This window comes from Exiguobacterium marinum DSM 16307 (assembly GCF_000620845.1).
Lineage (GTDB): Bacteria > Bacillota > Bacilli > Exiguobacteriales > Exiguobacteriaceae > Exiguobacterium > Exiguobacterium marinum.
Genome location: NZ_KK211189.1, coordinates 437,501 through 457,087, shown reverse-complemented (window position 1 = coordinate 457,087; position 19,587 = coordinate 437,501). Strand labels below are relative to the sequence as shown.

Here is a 19,587-nt window from a genome sequence, read left to right as displayed (position 1 = left end):
ATCACCCTCTCAGGTCGGCTATGCATCGTCGCCTTGGTGGGCCATTACCCCACCAACTAGCTAATGCACCGCAAAGCCATCCATGGGCGACGCCGGAGCGCCTTTCATCAGCGGACCATGCGGTCCGATGACACATCCGGTATTAGCCCCGATTTCTCGTGGTTATCCCAGACCTATGGGCAGGTTCTTTACGTGTTACTCACCCGTCCGCCGCTCATTCCACCGTCGTCCCCCCGAAGGGTTCGGAACGGCTTCCTGCGCTCGACTTGCATGTATTAGGCACGCCGCCAGCGTTCGTCCTGAGCCAGGATCAAACTCTCCAAAGAATTTGATATAGCTCTTAAATTGACGAAGCTTGCGCTTCATTCAAAAATTGTAAAACTTTTTTTGCCTCATCGTTCAGTTTTCAAAGTTCGTCTGTCGCTCTTGGCGACTTAAATATCTTATCAAGCGAGGGACAAAACGTCAACCACTTTTAAAAATATTTTTTATTTCTTGTCGCTTATCTCGGCGACGTCTATTAATATATCAATAAAATATTAAGTGTGCAACCTTTTTTATAAAAAAGATTATTTTTTTTATAAACATGCATTCAAGTTATTTTGCGCTTATTTTTTTCTTCATTATATAAGGCTAAAATTCAACTATTCCTATCTACGTTTTACTTTGAAGTTCAAAATTCCGAATTCATCCTCTTTCGTCCGAAGCGCGAGCCACTTCCCGTTTGCTCTCCGCTTGGAAATGTGAGCATTCTCTCACTGTAAAGATACAAAAAGGCGAGCCACTGGCTTCGCCTTATGAACGGAGGGATGATAAAGACACGTTTCGCTTTTTCGCTTCTTTCAAATAAAAGAAGTAAAGAGTTTCAGCTTGTTTTACCTGGGCAGCTAACTCTCCCGTGTCTTCAATGCTGACTTCAAGCATTCGACGTTTCGATTCAAACTTAGCCTTTGCTTCTAGTAACTCAGTCAGTAGTCGCTGATCGTAGTCATCTCTTAACGACTTACGAAACCAATTCATAGTTCTCTTCTACCTTCCATCGCCCGAGACAACGTTACTTCATCCGCATACTCTAAATCTCCACCAACCGGCAATCCATGTGCAAGACGCGTCACGCGAATTCCCGTCGGTTTAAGTAGTCGCGATAAATACATCGAGGTCGCTTCCCCTTCAATGTTTGGATTGGTTGCTAAAATCACTTCTTGAATCGCTTCATTCTCTTGCAAGCGTGTCAGCAAGCTTGAAACGTTAATATCCTCTGGACCAATTCCTTCCATTGGACTAATAGCTCCATGGAGAACATGATACTTCCCTCTGTACTCTCTCATCTTCTCCATCGCAATTACGTCTCTTGAGTCTTGGACCACACAAACTACTGTCTCATCCCGATGTGAGTCTTTACAAATTGCGCATGGATCCACATCTGTAATATGACCACATACGGTGCAATATTTAATATCCCGTTTCGCACTGACGAGAGCCTTTGCAAATGTTAACACATCGTCTTCTTCCATATCTAAAATATGAAACGCTAAACGCACCGCGGTTTTCGGACCAATCCCAGGTAACTTCGTAAAACTCTCAATCAATCGCCCAATGGCTTCAGGGTATTGCAACTCGCATCGATCCTTTCTTCACTTAAAAGCCTGGGAGATTCATCCCTTGTGTGAAACGTCCCATCTTGTCATTCACAAGTTGATCCGCTTGCTTCATCGCATCATTAATCGCTGCTAAGACAAGGTCTTGTAGCATATCAACGTCGTCCGGATCGACGACGTCTTCTGCAATGATGACATCTAAGACTTCTTTATGACCGCTTACGACAACTTTCACCATGCCGCCTCCTGCAGTTCCCTCAACGGACATATCTTTCAATTCTTCTTGAGCTTTCGCCATATCTTTTTGCATTTTTTGCATTTGTTTCATCATGTTATTCATATTTCCCATTCCACGCATTCAGAGCGCCTCCCTTATGTCTCTTCAATTTCAACGACATCGCCAAATCGTTCCATCGCTTGTGCAACTAACGGATCCTCAGTTTCCGGTTCTTCGACTTGTTCTGTTCGTTCTGCTTGTTTTTGAAGGATGAACTCATTCTTCAATTCATTCCAATCCGTTTCAAGCACCGCCATGATTTCACGACGAATCCCCGTAACTTCGAATAGTGCCTGTTCAATCACATCACGTGTACGACCATTTGAACTCACTTGTTCATAATGCCATGTCATTCCATCTTTAAATTGTACCAGTAAGGTGTCACTTGCACAAAGGACAGCCTCACTTTCATAGAAGAGTGCGAAAATCGGACCATCCTGTATCCGAATATTAGTCATGATGTCTCCCCAGCTGTCGCGAATCGCATTCAAGTGTTGACGTTCGGCCCGTTGCAAGAGTTGGCGAATCCGTTCTTTCGGCACTCGGATTTGAGTTCGTTTCGGGGTCGGTTTCTTCACTTCTTCGCTTGCTATGGTAGTTACACCATTTTTCTTCACTTCATTCAACTCGCGACTTAACTCACGCACTTGATCTTGTAATTGTGTCATTTGTTCACTGATTGTCCGACCTTGTTCCGCGATACGAATGAACGTTAATTCCACCAATACTTTTGGATGGTTCGATAACCTCATCTGTTGTTGGCAATCATTGAGCTCTTCAATCACTTGGAACAATTCGTCCGTTGACGTCGCTTCGACAAATTGACGAAACTCATCCGTCGGACGCGCCCGTTCTAATAAATCAGAAGCTTGCGGAGATGCTTTCAAAAGTAATGCATCCCGATGAACGAACACCAAGTCTTCGATAAAGCGTTTTAAGTCTTTCCCTTCACGCAACATCATTTCAAGGGTACTCAAAATCGAATTCAATTCTTTCCGCTGTAGACCATATGCCATTTCAAGTAGCATTTCGTCCGTCACAGCACCCGTCACTTCCAACACCGCTTCTTCCGTCAACCGACCATCACTAAATGCGAGCGCTTGATCGAGCAAGCTAAGAGCATCTCGCATGCCTCCGTCGGCAGCACGTGCAATCAACTTCAATGCTTCCGGATCATAGTCATGATTCTGATCATTCAAGATATATGCCATTCGTGTTTGAAGTTGACTCACTTCATGTCGTTTGACATCAAATCGCTGACAGCGAGAAATAATCGTCGCCGGAATTTTATGAGGTTCTGTCGTTGCCAAAATGAAAATCGCATGTGCCGGCGGTTCTTCGAGCGTTTTTAACAGCGCATTGAACGCACCGGTCGATAGCATATGCACTTCATCAATGATATATACTTTATAACGACCTTGCGACGGCGGGTATTTGACTTTATCTCGAATCTCCCGAATCTCATCAACCCCGTTATTCGATGCGGCATCGATTTCGAATACGTCCGGACTCGTACCTTCCGTGATGGCGATACACGTCGGACAGGTATTACATGGTTCACGTGTCGGCGCACTTTCACAGTTGATGGCCTTAGCAATGATTTTCGCCAAACTCGTCTTCCCCGTTCCACGCGGACCGGAAAACAGATATGCATGTGACATGCGTTCCTCTAATAAAGCATTTTGAATCGTGCGTGTGATATGGACTTGACCGACGACCTCCTGAAACGACTGAGGTCTGTATACCCGATATAACGCTTGATACGCCATGAGTTCGCCTCCTTCCCTAACTGTTCTTCTCTATCTCATCATACAAAAAAATCTACAGCCCTGGGGCCATAGATTGAAGTTATAAAATAAATCTGCCGCGCACCGATTTCTGAAAGCGCATCAACATGCGTTACTCATGCAGTTTGCTCAGCCCAAGCACCCCTGCGGCACACGGTACGTCACCACTTAAGGCTGCTTCCTTCCGGACCTGACCTGGTTCATGGGTGACCGTTGCGCAGGACTCAGACGTCAACGCCACTTACATAAGGCAGACCACACCAACGCGCTCCCTCGAATCGGGATTCAGTCTCGCTATAGCGGATTGCGAGTGACAGGGCACCGCTACCTCCCCACCTAGCACGGCAAATGGGTAAATGAAGTTATGCACTATCTCGAGTGCTATTACATTATACTGTTTAATCGATTGGGTTGCAACCTCTCTGATCGAGTCGTTCTTGTTTCTTCCTCTCTCGAAGCGCTCGGAAGAAATCTGTGAGGAGTTGGCCACATTCTTCTGCTAAAACATTTCCCGTTACTTCAGCTTGATGATTAAATCGGTCATCCTGTACTAAATTCATTAACGTTCCACAGCATCCGCCTTTTGGGTCATAGGCCCCGAAGATGACACGCTTGATTCGGGATAATACGATGGCTCCCGAACACATCGGACATGGCTCAAGGGTAACATATAACTCGCAATCTTCTAATCGCCAATTCCTTAACGTTTCGTTTGCCGTTTCGATTGCAATCATCTCGGCGTGTGCCGAAGCCAATCGATCTGTCTCACGACGGTTGTGCCCGGCCGCAATCACCTGGTCTCCCTTCACGATCACACAACCAATCGGCACCTCGCCAATGGCTTCTGCTTTCTTTGCTTCTTCGATGGCCAACTGCATAAATCGCTCATCACGTTCCATCGATTCACCTCATTTCTTATTTAAAACTATGAAAAAAAATGAAAATCAAATCCCTCGCCATATCACTCGTATTGTGTGCTAGAATGGAACTTGCACTTTGGATAATGGAGGATGACATCATATGTTTATAACGGTAGAAGGACCGATTGGTGTCGGGAAAACATCACTGGCCCATATCATCAGTCAGCATTTCTCGATGCAGATGCTGAATGAAATTGTAGAAGAAAACCCATTTCTCGGCAAGTTTTATGAAGATATCGAAGAATGGAGTTTCCAAACGGAAATGTTCTTCTTATGCAATCGATTCAAGCAGTTGGATGATATTCACAAACACCACTTGAGTCAGCAGCAATCCGTCGTTTCGGACTATCATATTTTCAAAAACTTGATTTTTGCTCATCGTTCGCTGAAACCAGCGCATTTGAATAAGTACGAGCAGATTTATAAGATTTTGACACATGATATGCCGAAACCTGATGTCGTCATTTACCTACACGCCAGCATTGAGACACTCATGAAACGCGTCGCTTTGCGCGGACGTGAAGTAGAAGAAAATATGTCTCGCGACTATCTTGAACAACTTGCTCACGACTATGAGACGTTCGTTGAATCGTATCGCGCGGCCCATCCAGAAGTGAAAATCCTCTCGTTCAGTGGGGATGAACTCGACTTTGTACACAATCCGGACGATTTGACTCATGTCCTGAAAACGATTGAGCGTGAACTAGAATTAACTAAAGGAGCCCATACAAAATGAAGCTGATTGATAAATACAACATCCCGAACGATACAATCATTACAATCGGTGGAATGGTTGGGATCGGGAAATCAACGATCACCAATTCGTTAGCCGATGCATTAAACTTCCGAACGTCCCTCGAAAAAGTAGATACAAACCCTTACCTCGATAAATTCTATCATGATTTCGAGCGGTGGAGCTTCCATCTTCAAATTTACTTCCTAGCTGAACGCTTCAAAGAACAGAAGAAAATCTTCCAATACGGCGGGGGCTTCATTCAAGACCGTTCAATCTATGAAGACACAGGCATCTTCGCAAAAATGCATTATGAAAAAGGAACGATGTCGCCAACAGACTATGAAACGTATTCAAGTTTGTTCGAGGCTATGGTATTAACACCCTTCTTCCCACACCCGGACCTATTGATCTACCTTGAAGGTTCGTTCGAACAAGTACTCGAACGCATCCAAATGCGCGGTCGCGAGATGGAGCAACAAACACCAATCGCTTATTGGGAAGAAATGTACGCACGCTACACAGAATGGATCAATAACTTCAACCTGTGTCCGGTATTACGCCTCTCAATCGAAGAGTATGACCTCATCAACGACCCAGACTCAGTTGAACTCATCCTTGAAAAAATTGAAAAGCAATTAACGGTTGCTCGCGAAGCAAAAGTTAGATAATCGATCGAAGGATTGCGCTAGCCAAAGCGTAATCCTTCTTTTTTTGTACATAAAAAAATCCACAGCTCCTATGTCTGTGGATACAAAAAATGCATCTGCCTCTGCAGATGCCCGATTGAAAGCGGAGTTGGTGGGATTCGAACCCACGCGAGCCTTGCGACTCCTAACGGATTTCGAGTCCGTCCCCTTCAGCCGGACTTGGGTACAACTCCAGGCCTAAAAAAGTGTAAAAAAAAGAAAGTGGAGGAGGTGGTGGGATTCGAACCCACGCAGGCTATTACACCCCTGACGGTTTTCAAGACCGTTCCCTTAAACCACTTGGGTACACCTCCAAAAGATATGAAATTGTCTGAGCCTCCAAAAAGAAAATGGAGGAGGTGGTGGGATTCGAACCCACGCAGGCTATTACACCCCTGACGGTTTTCAAGACCGTTCCCTTAAACCACTTGGGTACACCTCCAAAGCTCATATACAATTCGCAAGCAACAGTGTCGCTCGACATGATTTATAGTACCAACTGAAGAGACAGATGTCAAACCCTTTTGTGAAAAAACATTAAAAAAAATAAGCAGCCTCAAAATCGAGGCTGCTCTGCTATTTAGTTCGGCATTTCGATCTTTTCTTTCCCACCCATGTAAGGACGAAGGACTTTCGGAATCACGACCGAACCATCCGCTTGTTGATAGTTTTCTAGAATCGCTGCGACCGTCCGACCGACCGCCAATCCTGAACCGTTCAATGTATGCACGAACTCAGGTTTTGCGTTGATATCACGACGGAAACGAATGCCTGCACGACGTGCTTGGAAATCTTCAAAGTTTGAACAAGAAGAGATTTCACGATAGACTCCTTGCGCCGGCATCCATACTTCAATATCGTATTTCTTCGCGGCAGTAAATCCGAGGTCCGCTGTACACATGCTGAGCACTTGATACGGAAGTTCGAGACGCTTCAATACTTCTTCGGCATGCCCTGTCAACAACTCCAATTGCTCATAAGATTCTTCCGGTTTTACGAAACGGACGAGCTCGACTTTGTTGAATTGATGCTGACGAATCAACCCGCGTGTGTCACGTCCCGCTGAACCGGCTTCAGAACGAAAGTTAGCGCTATATGCTGTATACGCGATTGGAAGTTGCGTTTCCGGGAGAATTTCTTCACGGTGCATGTTCGTGACCGGTACTTCAGCTGTTGGAACGAGGAAGTAGTTCGTATCCGCTACTTTGAACGCATCTTCTTCAAATTTAGGAAGTTGACCGGTCCCCGTCATCGCATCCCGATTGACCATGTATGGTGGCAATATTTCAGAGTATCCGTGCTCGTCTGAATGAAGATCCATCATAAAGTTGATGAGAGCACGTTCTAAACGAGCGCCTAATCCTTTATAGAAAACGAAACGGCTTCCCGTTACTTTTCCGGCCCGTTCGACATCGACGATTTGAAGGTCTTCCATCACATCCCAATGTTGCTTTGGCTCGAAATCAAAATCAGGCTTCGTTCCGATTTCACGAATCGTCACGTTATCGTCCTCGTTCTCGCCGATTGGTGTTGATTCGTGCGGGATGTTCGGAATGCTGAGTAAAATCAAGTTAAGATCTGCCTCAACTTCTCGTAACTCTTCGTCTAACAGTTTGATTTCATCACCAAGGCGACGTGTCTCTAAGATTGGACCTTCAGCATCTTGTTTGTTTCGCTTCAATTCAGCGATTTGTTTTGTCGCTTCATTGCGCTTCGCTTTCTTCACTTCGACTTCGTTGATCAAATCACGGCGCTTCTCCTCTAACTGTGGGAAGCGGTCAAGGGCACTCAAGTCTTCGCCCCGATGAGCTAATTTTTCTTTAATTCCTTCAAAATCCTGTCGCAAACGTTTAATGTCTAACATTATTGTTCCTCCTTTTTCATATAAAAAAGGTGGCACGCCCCTTTCCCGTAGGAAAGGGACGAACCACCTTGGATCCGCGTTGCCACCCTCGTTGCCCAAGTACCTGAGCCACTCGATGCACGTAACGTGTGCAAACGTGACTTGTTTCCAAGTCAATGCTCCGAGGTCGATTCGGTTACGCCATCCCACTAGTTTGCACCAACCACTAGCTCTCTGTCAGTAGACGTACGTAACGTACTTATTCTCATCATCGCATCTGTCATTGAATTAATCTTACTTTACAACATCTCCACTTGTTCGACAAGACTGATTTTTCCAAGTGCGAGCCGGATTTGGTCGAGGAAATCTAAAAAGGCTCGCGTCATTCGCGTCAAGAACGAAGCGGTATCGATCGACTCCGCCGTAACAAGCGTCATCTTTGGAGGGGTCTCCCCTTCCAAATAACGTACATGCTCCGAAGAATCAATGGTGACCATTCCTGCTTGTGTATCGGGCTTGATCGGAGCCTTTAAATCCAACAGATCGTATTTCGGCTCCGGAACTGGCTTGCCTTTTTCGACCAGCACTTCAAAGTCATTCGTCGTCCGGATTGCTACTTGTTCCGTCTCGCCTTGAGAGACCGTTGCTGTTTTGGGGATGACTTCACCCGTCCTTAAAATCGGGGTCATGACAAAATCCGTATACGCATAGTCATGTAACGCTTTCGTCGCGGCGTACCGTCCATCATCAGATGTCGCACCAAGAACAATCGAAAGAACGGTACGCCCATCACGTGTGGAGACACCAACAAAACAGTACCCTGCCTCGTTCGTCGTCCCCGTCTTAAAGCCGAGCATCCCCGGATAAGCGAGGTCACGGTCAGCGAGCATTCGATTTGTCGCGTCAAACCGAATGCCGTCGACATCCACGTATGCCCGCTTCGTCACGTCGAGTACTTCCGGATACGTCGTCAAATACGCAATCGCGAGCTTCATCAAATCCTTGGCGGACGTCAAATTGTCTCCTGGTAGACCTGCGGATTCTGAATCAAGTCCTGAGGCATTCGCGAACGTCGTTTGAGTCATACCCAATTCATCAGCCCGGCGATTCATCTCTTTGACGAACGCCTCCTCTGAACCAGATACGGCTTCCCCGAGCGTTACGGCTGCTTCGTTCGCTGAACGAATCAACGCGGCATCGTATAACTCTTTGACGGTATATGGTTTATTTAATAGTGGGATTCGTGCCAACCCTGGCTTTCTCGTCAAAGCCAAAGCAGCATCGCTCGGTATGATTTCTTGTTTCCAACTGAGCTCCCCTGCTTCAATCGCCTCACGCGTCAAAAATGCTGTCATCAGCTTCGTGATTGAGGCCGGCTGAAGCATCGAATCTTCTTGTTTAGCAAATAGAACTTGTCCTGTTGTCACGTCAACAAGCATCGCGCTTGCCGCATCCACTTTCGGTGCGGCCGCAGAGGCAGCCGAGGGCAAGATGGTCTGCACGACGAATATGACCGTGAGCAATATCATGAAATAACGGGCTTTCACATCGTTTCCCCTTTCTGTACGCTTCTTTTTTCAGTGTAACAAAAAATAAGTTTGAAGGACCTCTTTTTTGTGAGGTCTCTCAAACTTATACGTGTTGGGTCTGATTCGCTTTGACCATCTCGATAAAATAGCGATGTAACGATAAGTCATCCGTTAATTCTGGATGAAAAGAACAGGCAAGATACTGTTTGTAACGAACCGCTACAATCGCTTCCTCGACTTCAGCGAGCACATCCACTTCCGGTTCGACCCGTTCCACTTGAGGGGCACGGATAAAGACCGCTTCAACCGGATCTTCGATTCCTTTCACAGGAAGATCGACTTCGAAACTGTCGACCTGACGTCCAAACGCATTGCGTTTCACCGTCATCGGAATTTTCTTTAAGTGCGCATCATATCCTTCGACTTCGTTTGCGAGAAGAATCATGCCGGCACACGTGCCGAACATCGGTAACGTCTCCATCTCTCGAAGTGGTTCGAGCAGCCCGTAACGGTCGAGCAATCGTCGCATCGCCGTACTCTCTCCCCCTGGTAATACGAGTCCATCAATCGCTTGCAAATCTTCTACCGAGCGGACTACTACGGTTTGGGTGCCGAGCGTTTCGAGCATGCGAACATGCTCACGAATCGCGCCTTGCATCCCTAATACGCCAATCGTCACCATCTTACCAGCCTCTTGGTGCCATAAGTTCTTCTTCTTTGAGCGTGCGGACGTCGAGTCCTTTCATCGCTTCACCTAGTCCTTTTGACAAGTGTGCGATTCGCTCATAGTCGTCATGGTATGTCGTCGCTTCTACGATGGCACGTGCGAATTTTTCTGGGTTCTCCGCTTTGAAGATACCTGATCCGACGAAGACCCCGTCTGCTCCGAGATGCATCATCAATGCCGCATCCGCTGGTGTCGCGATTCCACCCGCCGCAAAGTTAACGACTGGGAGACGACCCGCTTCACGGATTTGCATCAATACTTCAAACGGTGCACCGAGGTCGCGTGCCTCTGTCATGACTTCATCCACGCTCATCGACAAGAGACGCTTCACTTGCGCTTGTACTGTACGCATGTGACGAACCGCTTCGACGATGTTTCCTGTTCCGGGCTCCCCTTTTGTACGAATCATCGCCGCACCTTCGCCGATGCGACGGGCTGCTTCACCGAGGTCGCGTGCTCCACATACGAACGGTGCCGTATAGTCGCGCTTGTACAAGTGGAACTCTTCGTCGGCTGGTGTCAACACTTCGCTCTCGTCAATGAAGTCGACTCCCATCGATTCGAGGACACGTGCTTCAGCGATGTGCCCGATCCGGCATTTCGCCATAACCGGAACTGACACTGCGCCCATGACGTCTTCAATGATTGTTGGATCGGCCATACGGGCAACGCCACCCATTTTACGGATGTCCGATGGTACGCGTTCTAGTGCCATGACAGCCACAGCACCTGCAGCTTCAGCGATCTTCGCCTGTTCGGCGTTGATGACGTCCATGATGACGCCACCTTTTTGCATTTCTGCCATCCCGCGTTTTACTTTATCTGTCCCTACTTGTCTCTTTTCCATTGAAATCCCTCCATTGATTCGTGTTCTACTTGCTAGTATAAGTTGAATTGACTATATTGAAAGTGTCAGTTTCTTATTTTTTAAAGTGGTCAGTTCAAATAAAGGACTCTATTTTATTTATCACGAACCTGTTGAAGTATGGAGGAGGGATATGTATGTCAAACCGGGATCCGTTCGATGGAGGTCATCGTGCCTCATTTGGTACACCTGGGATCGTCTCGTTCTTAATCATCCTTGGCTTTATTCTTTACTTCTTGTTCGGTTCATAAAGAAAGGAACGTCACACTATGGATATGCTCACCTTTTCGCTTGATCAAGAATCGTCCATCCCGCTTTACGAACAATTGTATAAACACATTCGGGACGCTATCGTGGACGATACGTTAAAGACAGGTACCAAATTACCTTCCAAACGTAAACTCTCCCAATTTTTAGACGTGTCACAGACGACGGTCGAATTCGCATATGCCCAGTTACTCGCCGAAGGATATATCGAATCCATTCCTCGAAAGGGTTTTTACGTGTTGCCGCAAGAGGAACTGTACGTCCGGCGATCGAGTAGTACCATTACCCCAACCCCACCTCGGAAGACGTATACGTACGATGTCTCACCAAGTCAAATCGATACGACCGCCTTTCCATTCGAGCGTTGGAAACGACATGTCAAGCACGTCGTCGATGAAATACATCATGAGTTACTCGCCTTAGGACCAGTTCAAGGAGATCTCGAATTAAGACAAGAGATTGCGACCTATCTCTATCATTCACGAGGGGTCCAGTGCTCACCTGAACAAATTATCGTCGGTTCCGGAACGGAGCAACTGTTGCCACAACTGTTGGATCTATTACCTGAGTCGTCAATTTTCGGGATTGAAGATCCCGGTTATCCGCTCACTCGTCTCTTATTCGAACAACAAGGACGTACTTCAATCCCGATTCCGATAGATGAGAGCGGGGTTTGCGTGCACGAGCTCGAGCGTCAGGCAATCGATGCGTTATACGTGACCCCAGCCCATCAATTTCCGACAGGGACTGTCCTGTCTGTCAGTCGAAGGCAGCGCTTGTTAAACTGGGCGCTCGTTCATCAAACGTATATTATCGAAGACGATTACGATAGTGAATTCCGCTACAGTGGTAAGCCTATACCGTCTCTTCAAAGTATGGACCCGAACGAACGGGTTATTTACATCAGTACGTTTTCGAAATCGCTCATGCCCTCCCTTCGAATCGGCTACATGGTATTACCAACAACCCTTTTGAACCGTTATCGAGAGAGGCATCATTATTTCACCTGTAGCGTCCCTAGGTTCGAACAACATACGTTGTCCCTCTTCATGTCGAGCGGTGATTTTGAGAAACATTTGAATCGGATGCGAAAAATATACCGCCGCAAACTAGAGATTGTCCTCGCCTCCTTCCGCCCATTCGAACCGATTGTCACCGTGACCGGAGCGAGTGCCGGATTGCACGTCGTACTGACTGTCGCTACCGACCGGACAGAACAAGAGCTGAAGCAGTCTGCAGAATCTTCCGGAATCGCAATCAAATCGATGAGCGATTACCGCATCATACATCCGGACGAACAAAAACAGCTTCTATTCGGCTTTGCGCATTTGTCCGAATCAAGCTTACCGGATGTGATCGATCAATTAATGTATGCATGGAAAGTTTCGAAAGGAGGGACGTCATGAAGCGCTGGCTTCGATGGGTCATCGGAATATGCTTGATCGGTAGCGGAATTTTCTTTTTGACAAGTTCCGTTTGGAAAGATGTCATCGCCGATTCAACGAGTGAATATGTGATGGAACATATGGAACTACAAGACGAGGATGAATTTAACCCAAGTTATGATTTCAAATCCGTCACGCCGCTTTCATTGAAAGACGTCTTACAGGCGCGCAATCGATTTCATCATTTACCAACAATCGGTGTCATTTCAATTCCGGATGTTTCTTTGAAACTTCCAATCATTAAAGGATTGGATGACGAGAGTCTGGCTGTAGGCGCCGGAACGATGCATCCTGACCAGCAGATGGGCAAAGGGAACTATGCGCTCGCCGGTCACTATTTACAGCATGCGACCGCTCTATTCGGTCCCCTCCATGAAATCGAAATCGGGGCGACGATTTATCTTCAAGATGATACGCGAACGTACGAATACGTGGTCACTTCCCTTGAAACCGTCTCTCCTGAACGAGTCGATGTATTAGATGACACCTCAACCCCAACCATCACGTTAATCACGTGTACGTTTGATACGACAGAGCGCCTCATTGTAAAGGGAGAGCTCGTCACCACTTCCTCATGACCGTTTCTCCTCAATAAATAGGAGAAGCGGTTTATTGTTTTTCCAAAAACATATTGTTAGCGCTTTCAAATTCCGCTAAACTATTTTTGAAAACGTTTGCACAAAATAGTGCAAATCTATTTGACAGGAAGAGGTGCCTCATGAAGAAAAAAACTGCTCGTCAGGCTTCAACACTCATACTATCCGGTGCATTGCTCGTCCAAGCCGGCGTTCCGATGAACGCTTTGGCCGAACCGACGACTATGACAATCGATGGAACGAAGGCAGACTGGGCCTCCGTTACACCCCTTGCAACTTCCCCGGCCACGGGTTGGGAAGGTTTTGATATCGGCGACCTATACATACAAAACGACGCTCAACACCTTTATTTTTATGTGGATGCGAACAATGTCCCAAACTGGGGAGATAACGGACAATATATTAATATCGCCCTTCAAGTGAACGATGAAGACTCTGGGGTTTCTTCGAATCCACTTGGATATCCTTTCGATTTTAAAGAAGTCGACAAGGCACCTCAGTATCATATTCTCGTTCGTATTGATGGGGACGAGAACGTAAAAGAAGCCGCCCTCTATGAAGCCGGACAGGAGACGCCACTCTTACAATTGAATCAATTGAACGGATCCGCCTTCGCAGTCAATCGGACGAAAGGGTTTGAAGGAAAGGTCCCTCTCTCACTACTCGGGCTAAACAACGGAGACCGAGTCCGTGCCCTGACTGTATTGAGCGGGAACAACGCAGGTGAACATGGAGCGTTTGATACGATTCCAAGCAACGCGGCCAATCAACTATCCGACAGTTGGAACGTCGCCGCTAGCCCATCGACACAATCAGTTTATAGTGCTCCGTTCACGTTAAGCGGGGTGGAGACAATCGACCAGCTTGAAGTCGCTTCCGTGACCCCTGCTTCTTCAGCAACTGATATCGATGTATCTACTCCAATCACATGGACCTTCAATGAACCGGTCCGTCTTGATGCTGAAGCAGTTTCCCTACGGCAAGGTGAGACGCATGTCCCGGTTGACGTGACAATCAACGGTACGACTGTGACACTTCAACCGAAAGAGTCACTCGCTCTCAACACTTCATATACGGCTACCATTTCAGCGGGGGCTTTGACCGGTACGATTTCGAACACAACGCTCCCTGCATTGACGACTACGTTCAAGACGGCATCAAAACTCGCAGACCCGTGGGAAACGACTCGCTATATCGAGATGAAGTATGTCCGTGCGGATGGAGACTATACAGATTGGAACTTGTGGACGTGGAGCACTGGCAAGAAAGATGGACAAGTGGATCCGTATCGCATCACGGAGGACGGAGCGATCTTCCGAATCCCGGTCGGTCAGGACGCCACTAAAGTAGGGTTTGTGATCCGAAAAGGAACGGATTGGGCTGTGAAGGACACTTACGGAGAGGACAGATACGTCACGCTTGGAGAAGACCGTGTCACGAAAGTGAATGTCGAAAGTGGCAAAGGTGTCTTCCATCAAGTTCCGACAATCAACGGTCCAATGTACGGTACAGACGGAATCAGTTTCTTCTATCGTGACGTAGCACTCTATGAATCCGGAAAAATGAGTGAAATCGAGAAGGTCGCACTAAAAATCAATGGTGAAACCTATCCGATGACGTATGAGTCTGACAACGAATGGTTTCGTCACACAGTACGTTTGCCTGAAGGCGTTCATGACTACACGTATCTCGTCACAAAAGATGGGGTGACGACCGAAGTGAAAGATCCGTATTTCGAGGCGTCTCAAATCGAATATCGTCAACCGACCGTTAAGCTCACTTCTTCGGTTAGCCCGAAAGCAATCAGTTCCCGTGAAAATGCCGTCTTACAGGTAAAACCAACCTTGCCGAAAGGTGTAGCACTTCGAGAGCTATACATCGATGCACGCCCACTCGGAGGTCCTGAAAAGTTACACATTGACCGTGCGCTCAATGCCCAAACAATTGCGGTAAAGGATACCGTCAAACCAGGCAACAAAACACTTTCTGTCACAGCGATCGATCAATACGGAAACGTCCATCGCTCGAAGACCACCATCCGTGTCGTTCCGAAATCGATGAAAGAGAAGCAAGCATTTGATTGGGATGAGGCCCGTATCTACTTCATGCTGACCGACCGTTTCCACAACGGCGATTTGTCCAATGACAACCCGAACCGTGAATTCTACGATCAGGACCACCTCGAGTCTTATCACGGAGGTGATTTCGCAGGTGTCACGAAAAAACTCGATTATTTGGATGACCTAGGTATCAATACAATCTGGATTACACCGATTGTGGATAACATCGATTGGGATTTACGCTATGGAAAAGACGGGTCTCAATATGGCTATCACGGGTACTGGGCGAAAAACTTTGAAAAACTCGATGAACATCTCGGAGATATGGCCGCATTCCACAAATTGATTGACGAGGCACATAAACGCGGCATTAAAATCATGGTTGATGTCGTCTTGAACCATCCGGGTTACGGTATGGAACCCGGTGCGAGTTCATCCGTCACGAATTTCCCAACGGATACGGAACGTCAAGTGTTCGATGGCATGATCCGTGAAAATCCCGTCGACGGGGATGACCTCAAGATGTCCTTGTCCGGCCTTCCTGATTTCAAGACAGAAGAAGCCGCCGTCCGAGAGCAGTTGGTTAAATGGCAGACCGATTGGATTAAACGTTCGAAAACGAAAAGAGGAAACACGATCGATTACTTCCGTGTCGATACAGTCAAACATGTGGATTCAACGACGTGGAAGTCATTCAAAAATGAACTAACGACAATCAAACCGGATTTCAAACTCATCGGAGAGCATTATGGAGCAAGTATCAACAATACGGGTGGTTATTTGAGAAGTGGTCAAATGGACTCCTTGCTCGATTTTGACTTTAAATATCAGGCCGAGCAATTCGTGAACGGTAACATTGAGGATGTAGAAAGTGCACTTCAATACCGAAATAAACAACTATCGAATGAAGCGACTCTTGGACAATTCTTAAGCAGCCATGATGAAGATGGATTCCTCGTCTCACGCGCAGGTGGGGATACAGGAAAACAAATGGTCGCTGCAGCGCTTCAAATCACGGCCAAAGGTCAGCCCGTCATCTATTACGGAGAAGAGGTTGGCCAATCCGGGACACATGCGGGCGATATGGACAAAGGTGAATTTAACGAGAATCGTTATGATTTCGATTGGTCCCGTGTCAAAGGTGAAGGTAAAACGATGCATACGCATTACCAAAAACTATTGAATATCCGTGCAGACTATTCACACGTATTCAGTAAAGGAACACGTTCATCTGTCGCTGTGAGTGCTGCCTCTGGTTATTCAGTGTTTGAACGGAGCTATGGTAAACAATCTGTTCTTGTCGGATTGAACACGAAAGAGAAAGCGCAAACCGTTTCATTTAAGACGTCGTATAAGGCGAAGACTGTATTGATTGACCGTTATAGCGGCAAATCATATACCGTTCAAAAGGATGGGAAGGTGACCATCTCTCTTCCTGCTCAAAATCAGGGAGGTACCGTGATTTTAGTCGCGAAACATAAATAAAATACCGCCATCCTGAGTGTACAGGATGGCGGCTTTTATATTAGCGTGAGTAGTTTGGTGCTTCTTTTGTGATGTTGACATCATGCGGATGGCTCTCCTGGAGTCCAGCACCTGTCATACGAATGAATTGTGTGTCTTCACGAAGGGCACGAATGTCGGCAGCGCCGCAATACCCCATACCTGAACGAAGACCACCAATCAATTGATAGACCGTGTCGGCAAGCTCACCGCGATACGCCACGCGACCTTCGATTCCTTCTGGCACGAACTTTTTATCGGCTTCTTGGAAATAACGATCTTGGCTTCCACGTTTCATCGATGCTTCCGACCCCATACCACGGTAAGTCTTGAACTGACGACCTTGGTAGATTTCCATCTCTCCTGGGCTCTCTTTCACACCCGCAAGCAAGCTTCCGAGCATGACTGCGTTCGCTCCTGCGGCGATCGCTTTGACGATATCACCTGAGTACTTGATTCCACCATCAGCGATGACTGAGACACCGTGCTCTTTCGCTTCCATAACACAATCGTATACAGCTGTGATTTGTGGAACGCCGACACCTGCGACGACACGTGTCGTACAGATTGAACCTGGTCCAATCCCAACTTTAATGACGGATGCCCCTGCTTCAATCAATGCACGCGTTGCTTCAGCAGTAGCCACGTTTCCTGCGATGATTGGAAGTGATGGGAACATGTCGCGGATCTCTCGAACTTTTTCAAGAACACCAGCGGAATGTCCGTGTGCTGTATCGATGACCAATGCATCCACACCCGCTTCAACTAATACTTGAGCGCGTGACACTGCATCTTTTGTGACACCGATTGCTGCTGCGACGAGAAGACGACCTTGCTTATCTTTTGCTGCGTTCGGGAACTGTTCGACTTTCTCGATGTCTTTTGTCGTAATGAGACCTTTCAATACACCGTTCTCATCGACGAGTGGAAGCTTCTCGATGCGATGTTGATGAAGAATGCGTTCTGCCTCTTCAAGTGACGTACCAACTTTTGCTGTGATGAGATTTTCCGTCGTCATGACATCTTTGATGACTGTTGAATAATCTTTAATAAAGCGAAGATCACGATTCGTCAAGATACCAATCAGTTTACGCTCCTCTTCTGAGTTCACAATCGGTACACCAGAGATACGATACTTACTCATCAAGTATTCCGCATCGTATACTTGATGGTCTGGAGTTAAATAGAACGGGTTCGTGATGACACCATTTTCTGAGCGTTTGACACGATCGACGTGCTCAGCTTGCATTTCCATCGACATGTTCTTGTGAATGACACCTAAACCGCCTTGACGGGCCATAGCGATTGCCATCGGAGCTTCGGTGACTGTATCCATGCCGGCACTGATGAGCGGAATATTCAATTCCAGTCCTTCACAGAGCTTCGTGCTTAAATCTACGTCACGCGGTAAAACACTTGAAAACCTCGGTACGAGTAATACATCATCAAACGTTAAACCTTCTTTTGCAAACTTGTTTTCCCACATAAAAATTGATGGCCCCTTTCTCGTCCTATCCAAATCTTCATTTCGAAATATTTCTGTAATGGTAACAGGTATAATGCGAAAGTGCAATTCAATTCCCGATGTTCAGAAAGTTCAGAATTGTGTTCATTACGATATGAATCATAAAAATTGTTCGGAATTTCATGAGAAGAGGCTCTATTTAATGGAGTTCGATTTCAAAATAGGCATAAAAAAGACGACCGAGCGTTATGCTCGGTCGTCCTCTGCGTTGTTGCCTGGCAACGTCCTATCCTCACAGGGGGAGATCCCCCAACTACTTTCGGCGCTGAGACGCTTAACTTCCGTGTTCGGCATGGGAACGGGTGTGGCCGTCTCGCTATCGCCACCAGACTTTTACAGGGCTTGTTCCCTGAAAACTGAGGATTCATCAACACAAACCATAGACTAGATCAAAGCCTCGACCGATTAGTATCATTCAGCTCCACGTGTCACCACGCTTCCACCCATGACCTATCTACCTCATCGTCTCTGAGGGGTCTTTCTTGATTGCTCAAAGGGAAATCTCATCTCGGAGGGGGCTTCATGCTTAGATGCTTTCAGCACTTATCCCGTCCGCACGTAGCTACCCAGCGATGCTCCTGGCGGAACAACTGGTACACCAGCGGTGCGTCCATCCCGGTCCTCTCGTACTAAGGACAGCTCTCCTCAAATTTCCTGCGCCCACGACGGATAGGGACCGAACTGTCTCACGACGTTCTGAACCCAGCTCGCGTACCGCTTTAATGGGCGAACAGCCCAACCCTTGGGACCTACTCCAGCCCCAGGATGCGATGAGCCGACATCGAGGTGCCAAACCTCCCCGTCGATGTGGACTCTTGGGGGAGATCAGCCTGTTATCCCCAGGGTAGCTTTTATCCGTTGAGCGATGGCCCTTCCATGCGGAACCACCGGATCACTAAGCCCGACTTTCGTCCCTGCTCGACTTGTAGGTCTCGCAGTCAAGCTCCCTTCTGCCTTTGCACTCTTCGAATGATTTCCAACCATTCTGAGGGAACCTTTGGGCGCCTCCGTTACTGTTTAGGAGGCGACCGCCCCAGTCAAACTACCCGCCTGACACGGTCCTCCAGCCGGATCACGGCTGCGAGTTAGAGACTCTATACGCAAAGGGTGGTATCCCAAGGGTGTCTCCACCGAAGCTGGCGCTCCGGCTTCACAGACTCCCACCTATCCTGTACATCGCGTACAAAGCCTCAATATCAGGCTGTAGTAAAGCTCCATGGGGT

At 47.2% G+C, this 19,587-nt stretch carries 15 protein-coding genes, 3 tRNA genes, 2 rRNA genes, 1 other RNA gene and 1 other annotated feature (1 of these 22 running past the window's edge); of the genes, 5 read left to right on the top strand and 16 right to left on the bottom strand.

Going from position 1 to position 19,587, the window contains the following annotated elements; all coding sequences use genetic code 11:
• Positions 1–795: 795 nt before the first annotated feature.
• The 6 genes from P400_RS0102675 to tadA all read right to left on the bottom strand — a co-directional run bounded on the left by P400_RS0102675 (position 796) and on the right by tadA (position 4,561).
• On the bottom strand, positions 796–1,020 hold the full coding sequence (locus P400_RS0102675; RefSeq protein WP_026824762.1) for a YaaL family protein: 225 nt from the start codon (positions 1,018–1,020) through the stop codon (positions 796–798).
• The gene (gene recR, locus P400_RS0102670; protein ID WP_026824761.1) at positions 1,017–1,616 is read right to left on the bottom strand and encodes a recombination mediator RecR; all 600 of its coding nucleotides are present in this window, start codon (positions 1,614–1,616) and stop codon (positions 1,017–1,019) included. Before recR ends, P400_RS0102675 begins: the two co-directional genes overlap by 4 nt.
• A gap of 22 nt (positions 1,617–1,638) precedes the next feature.
• On the bottom strand, positions 1,639–1,956 hold the full coding sequence (locus P400_RS0102665) for a YbaB/EbfC family nucleoid-associated protein (RefSeq protein ID WP_026824760.1): 318 nt from the start codon (positions 1,954–1,956) through the stop codon (positions 1,639–1,641).
• Positions 1,957–1,970: 14 nt separating this feature from the next.
• Complete coding sequence (gene dnaX / locus P400_RS0102660; RefSeq protein WP_026824759.1) at positions 1,971–3,644, bottom strand: DNA polymerase III subunit gamma/tau; 1,674 nt, start codon at positions 3,642–3,644, stop codon at positions 1,971–1,973.
• Positions 3,645–3,739: 95 nt separating this feature from the next.
• Positions 3,740–4,007: signal recognition particle sRNA large type (gene ffs, locus P400_RS15460), an RNA gene on the bottom strand.
• Between the two features lie 53 nt (positions 4,008–4,060).
• Complete coding sequence (tadA, locus tag P400_RS0102655) at positions 4,061–4,561, bottom strand: tRNA adenosine(34) deaminase TadA (RefSeq protein ID WP_026824758.1); 501 nt, start codon at positions 4,559–4,561, stop codon at positions 4,061–4,063.
• 121 nt (positions 4,562–4,682) lie between these two features.
• Between tadA and P400_RS0102650 the strand changes: the two genes are divergently transcribed.
• Positions 4,683–5,318, top strand: a complete 636-nt coding sequence (locus tag P400_RS0102650) for a deoxynucleoside kinase (protein ID WP_026824757.1) — start codon at positions 4,683–4,685, stop codon at positions 5,316–5,318.
• Positions 5,315–5,986: a deoxynucleoside kinase gene (locus P400_RS0102645; RefSeq protein ID WP_026824756.1), complete on the top strand. Its 672-nt coding sequence runs from the start codon at positions 5,315–5,317 to the stop codon at positions 5,984–5,986. Before P400_RS0102650 ends, P400_RS0102645 begins: the two co-directional genes overlap by 4 nt.
• Positions 5,987–6,108: 122 nt before the next feature.
• On the opposite strand, the gene P400_RS0102640 is transcribed toward P400_RS0102645, so the two are convergent.
• The 7 genes from P400_RS0102640 to pdxS all read right to left on the bottom strand — a co-directional run bounded on the left by P400_RS0102640 (position 6,109) and on the right by pdxS (position 10,950).
• A tRNA-Ser gene (locus P400_RS0102640) sits at positions 6,109–6,198 on the bottom strand.
• 29 nt (positions 6,199–6,227) lie between these two features.
• A tRNA-Ser gene (locus tag P400_RS0102635) sits at positions 6,228–6,318 on the bottom strand.
• A gap of 37 nt (positions 6,319–6,355) precedes the next feature.
• A tRNA-Ser gene (locus P400_RS0102630) sits at positions 6,356–6,446 on the bottom strand.
• Between the two features lie 138 nt (positions 6,447–6,584).
• Positions 6,585–7,868 (bottom strand): serine--tRNA ligase, encoded by a 1,284-nt coding sequence (gene serS, locus P400_RS0102625; RefSeq protein ID WP_026824755.1) that lies wholly within the window; start codon positions 7,866–7,868, stop codon positions 6,585–6,587.
• Between the two features lie 51 nt (positions 7,869–7,919).
• Positions 7,920–8,128: a binding site (T-box leader), on the bottom strand.
• Between the two features lie 18 nt (positions 8,129–8,146).
• Complete coding sequence (locus tag P400_RS0102620) at positions 8,147–9,394, bottom strand: D-alanyl-D-alanine carboxypeptidase family protein (RefSeq protein WP_026824754.1); 1,248 nt, start codon at positions 9,392–9,394, stop codon at positions 8,147–8,149.
• 85 nt (positions 9,395–9,479) lie between these two features.
• Complete coding sequence (gene pdxT / locus P400_RS0102615) at positions 9,480–10,058, bottom strand: pyridoxal 5'-phosphate synthase glutaminase subunit PdxT (protein WP_026824753.1); 579 nt, start codon at positions 10,056–10,058, stop codon at positions 9,480–9,482.
• A gap of 1 nt (position 10,059) precedes the next feature.
• Complete coding sequence (pdxS, locus tag P400_RS0102610) at positions 10,060–10,950, bottom strand: pyridoxal 5'-phosphate synthase lyase subunit PdxS (protein ID WP_012727762.1); 891 nt, start codon at positions 10,948–10,950, stop codon at positions 10,060–10,062.
• 287 nt (positions 10,951–11,237) lie between these two features.
• Between pdxS and pdxR the strand changes: the two genes are divergently transcribed.
• From pdxR to P400_RS0102590, 3 genes are all read left to right on the top strand, one after another.
• On the top strand, positions 11,238–12,641 hold the full coding sequence (gene pdxR / locus P400_RS0102600) for a MocR-like pyridoxine biosynthesis transcription factor PdxR (RefSeq protein WP_026824751.1): 1,404 nt from the start codon (positions 11,238–11,240) through the stop codon (positions 12,639–12,641).
• Positions 12,638–13,258, top strand: coding sequence for a class A sortase (locus P400_RS0102595; protein ID WP_026824750.1), 621 nt, complete (start codon positions 12,638–12,640; stop codon positions 13,256–13,258). The genes pdxR and P400_RS0102595 overlap by 4 nt, the downstream gene beginning before the upstream one ends.
• 140 nt (positions 13,259–13,398) lie before the next feature.
• Complete coding sequence (locus tag P400_RS0102590) at positions 13,399–16,821, top strand: alpha-amylase family glycosyl hydrolase (RefSeq protein WP_026824749.1); 3,423 nt, start codon at positions 13,399–13,401, stop codon at positions 16,819–16,821.
• 40 nt (positions 16,822–16,861) lie between these two features.
• Here the strand turns inward: P400_RS0102590 and guaB are convergent, their stop codons facing one another.
• The 3 genes from guaB to P400_RS0102575 form a co-directional block, all read right to left on the bottom strand.
• Complete coding sequence (guaB, locus tag P400_RS0102585; RefSeq protein WP_026824748.1) at positions 16,862–18,325, bottom strand: IMP dehydrogenase; 1,464 nt, start codon at positions 18,323–18,325, stop codon at positions 16,862–16,864.
• A gap of 252 nt (positions 18,326–18,577) precedes the next feature.
• Positions 18,578–18,694: ribosomal RNA gene (gene rrf, locus P400_RS0102580) — 5S ribosomal RNA — on the bottom strand.
• A gap of 55 nt (positions 18,695–18,749) precedes the next feature.
• A 23S ribosomal RNA gene (locus tag P400_RS0102575) occupies positions 18,750–19,587 on the bottom strand; it runs 2,075 nt beyond the window's last position.

What these genes read in the sequence shown, in the direction of transcription:
- dnaX (WP_026824759.1), bottom strand. Translation starts at nt 3,644, where the DNA reads ATGGCGTATCAAGCGTTATATCGGGTATACAGACCTCAGTCGTTTCAG.
- P400_RS0102665 (WP_026824760.1), bottom strand. Translation starts at nt 1,956, where the DNA reads ATGCGTGGAATGGGAAATATGAATAACATGATGAAACAAATGCAAAAA.
- P400_RS0102675 (WP_026824762.1), bottom strand. Translation starts at nt 1,020, where the DNA reads ATGAATTGGTTTCGTAAGTCGTTAAGAGATGACTACGATCAGCGACTA.
- tadA (WP_026824758.1), bottom strand. Translation starts at nt 4,561, where the DNA reads ATGGAACGTGATGAGCGATTTATGCAGTTGGCCATCGAAGAAGCAAAG.
- guaB (WP_026824748.1), bottom strand. Translation starts at nt 18,325, where the DNA reads ATGTGGGAAAACAAGTTTGCAAAAGAAGGTTTAACGTTTGATGATGTA.
- P400_RS0102595 (WP_026824750.1), top strand. Translation starts at nt 12,638, where the DNA reads ATGAAGCGCTGGCTTCGATGGGTCATCGGAATATGCTTGATCGGTAGC.
- P400_RS0102590 (WP_026824749.1), top strand. Translation starts at nt 13,399, where the DNA reads ATGAAGAAAAAAACTGCTCGTCAGGCTTCAACACTCATACTATCCGGT.
- P400_RS0102650 (WP_026824757.1), top strand. Translation starts at nt 4,683, where the DNA reads ATGTTTATAACGGTAGAAGGACCGATTGGTGTCGGGAAAACATCACTG.
- serS (WP_026824755.1), bottom strand. Translation starts at nt 7,868, where the DNA reads ATGTTAGACATTAAACGTTTGCGACAGGATTTTGAAGGAATTAAAGAA.
- P400_RS0102645 (WP_026824756.1), top strand. Translation starts at nt 5,315, where the DNA reads ATGAAGCTGATTGATAAATACAACATCCCGAACGATACAATCATTACA.
- pdxS (WP_012727762.1), bottom strand. Translation starts at nt 10,950, where the DNA reads ATGGAAAAGAGACAAGTAGGGACAGATAAAGTAAAACGCGGGATGGCA.
- pdxT (WP_026824753.1), bottom strand. Translation starts at nt 10,058, where the DNA reads ATGGTGACGATTGGCGTATTAGGGATGCAAGGCGCGATTCGTGAGCAT.
- pdxR (WP_026824751.1), top strand. Translation starts at nt 11,238, where the DNA reads ATGGATATGCTCACCTTTTCGCTTGATCAAGAATCGTCCATCCCGCTT.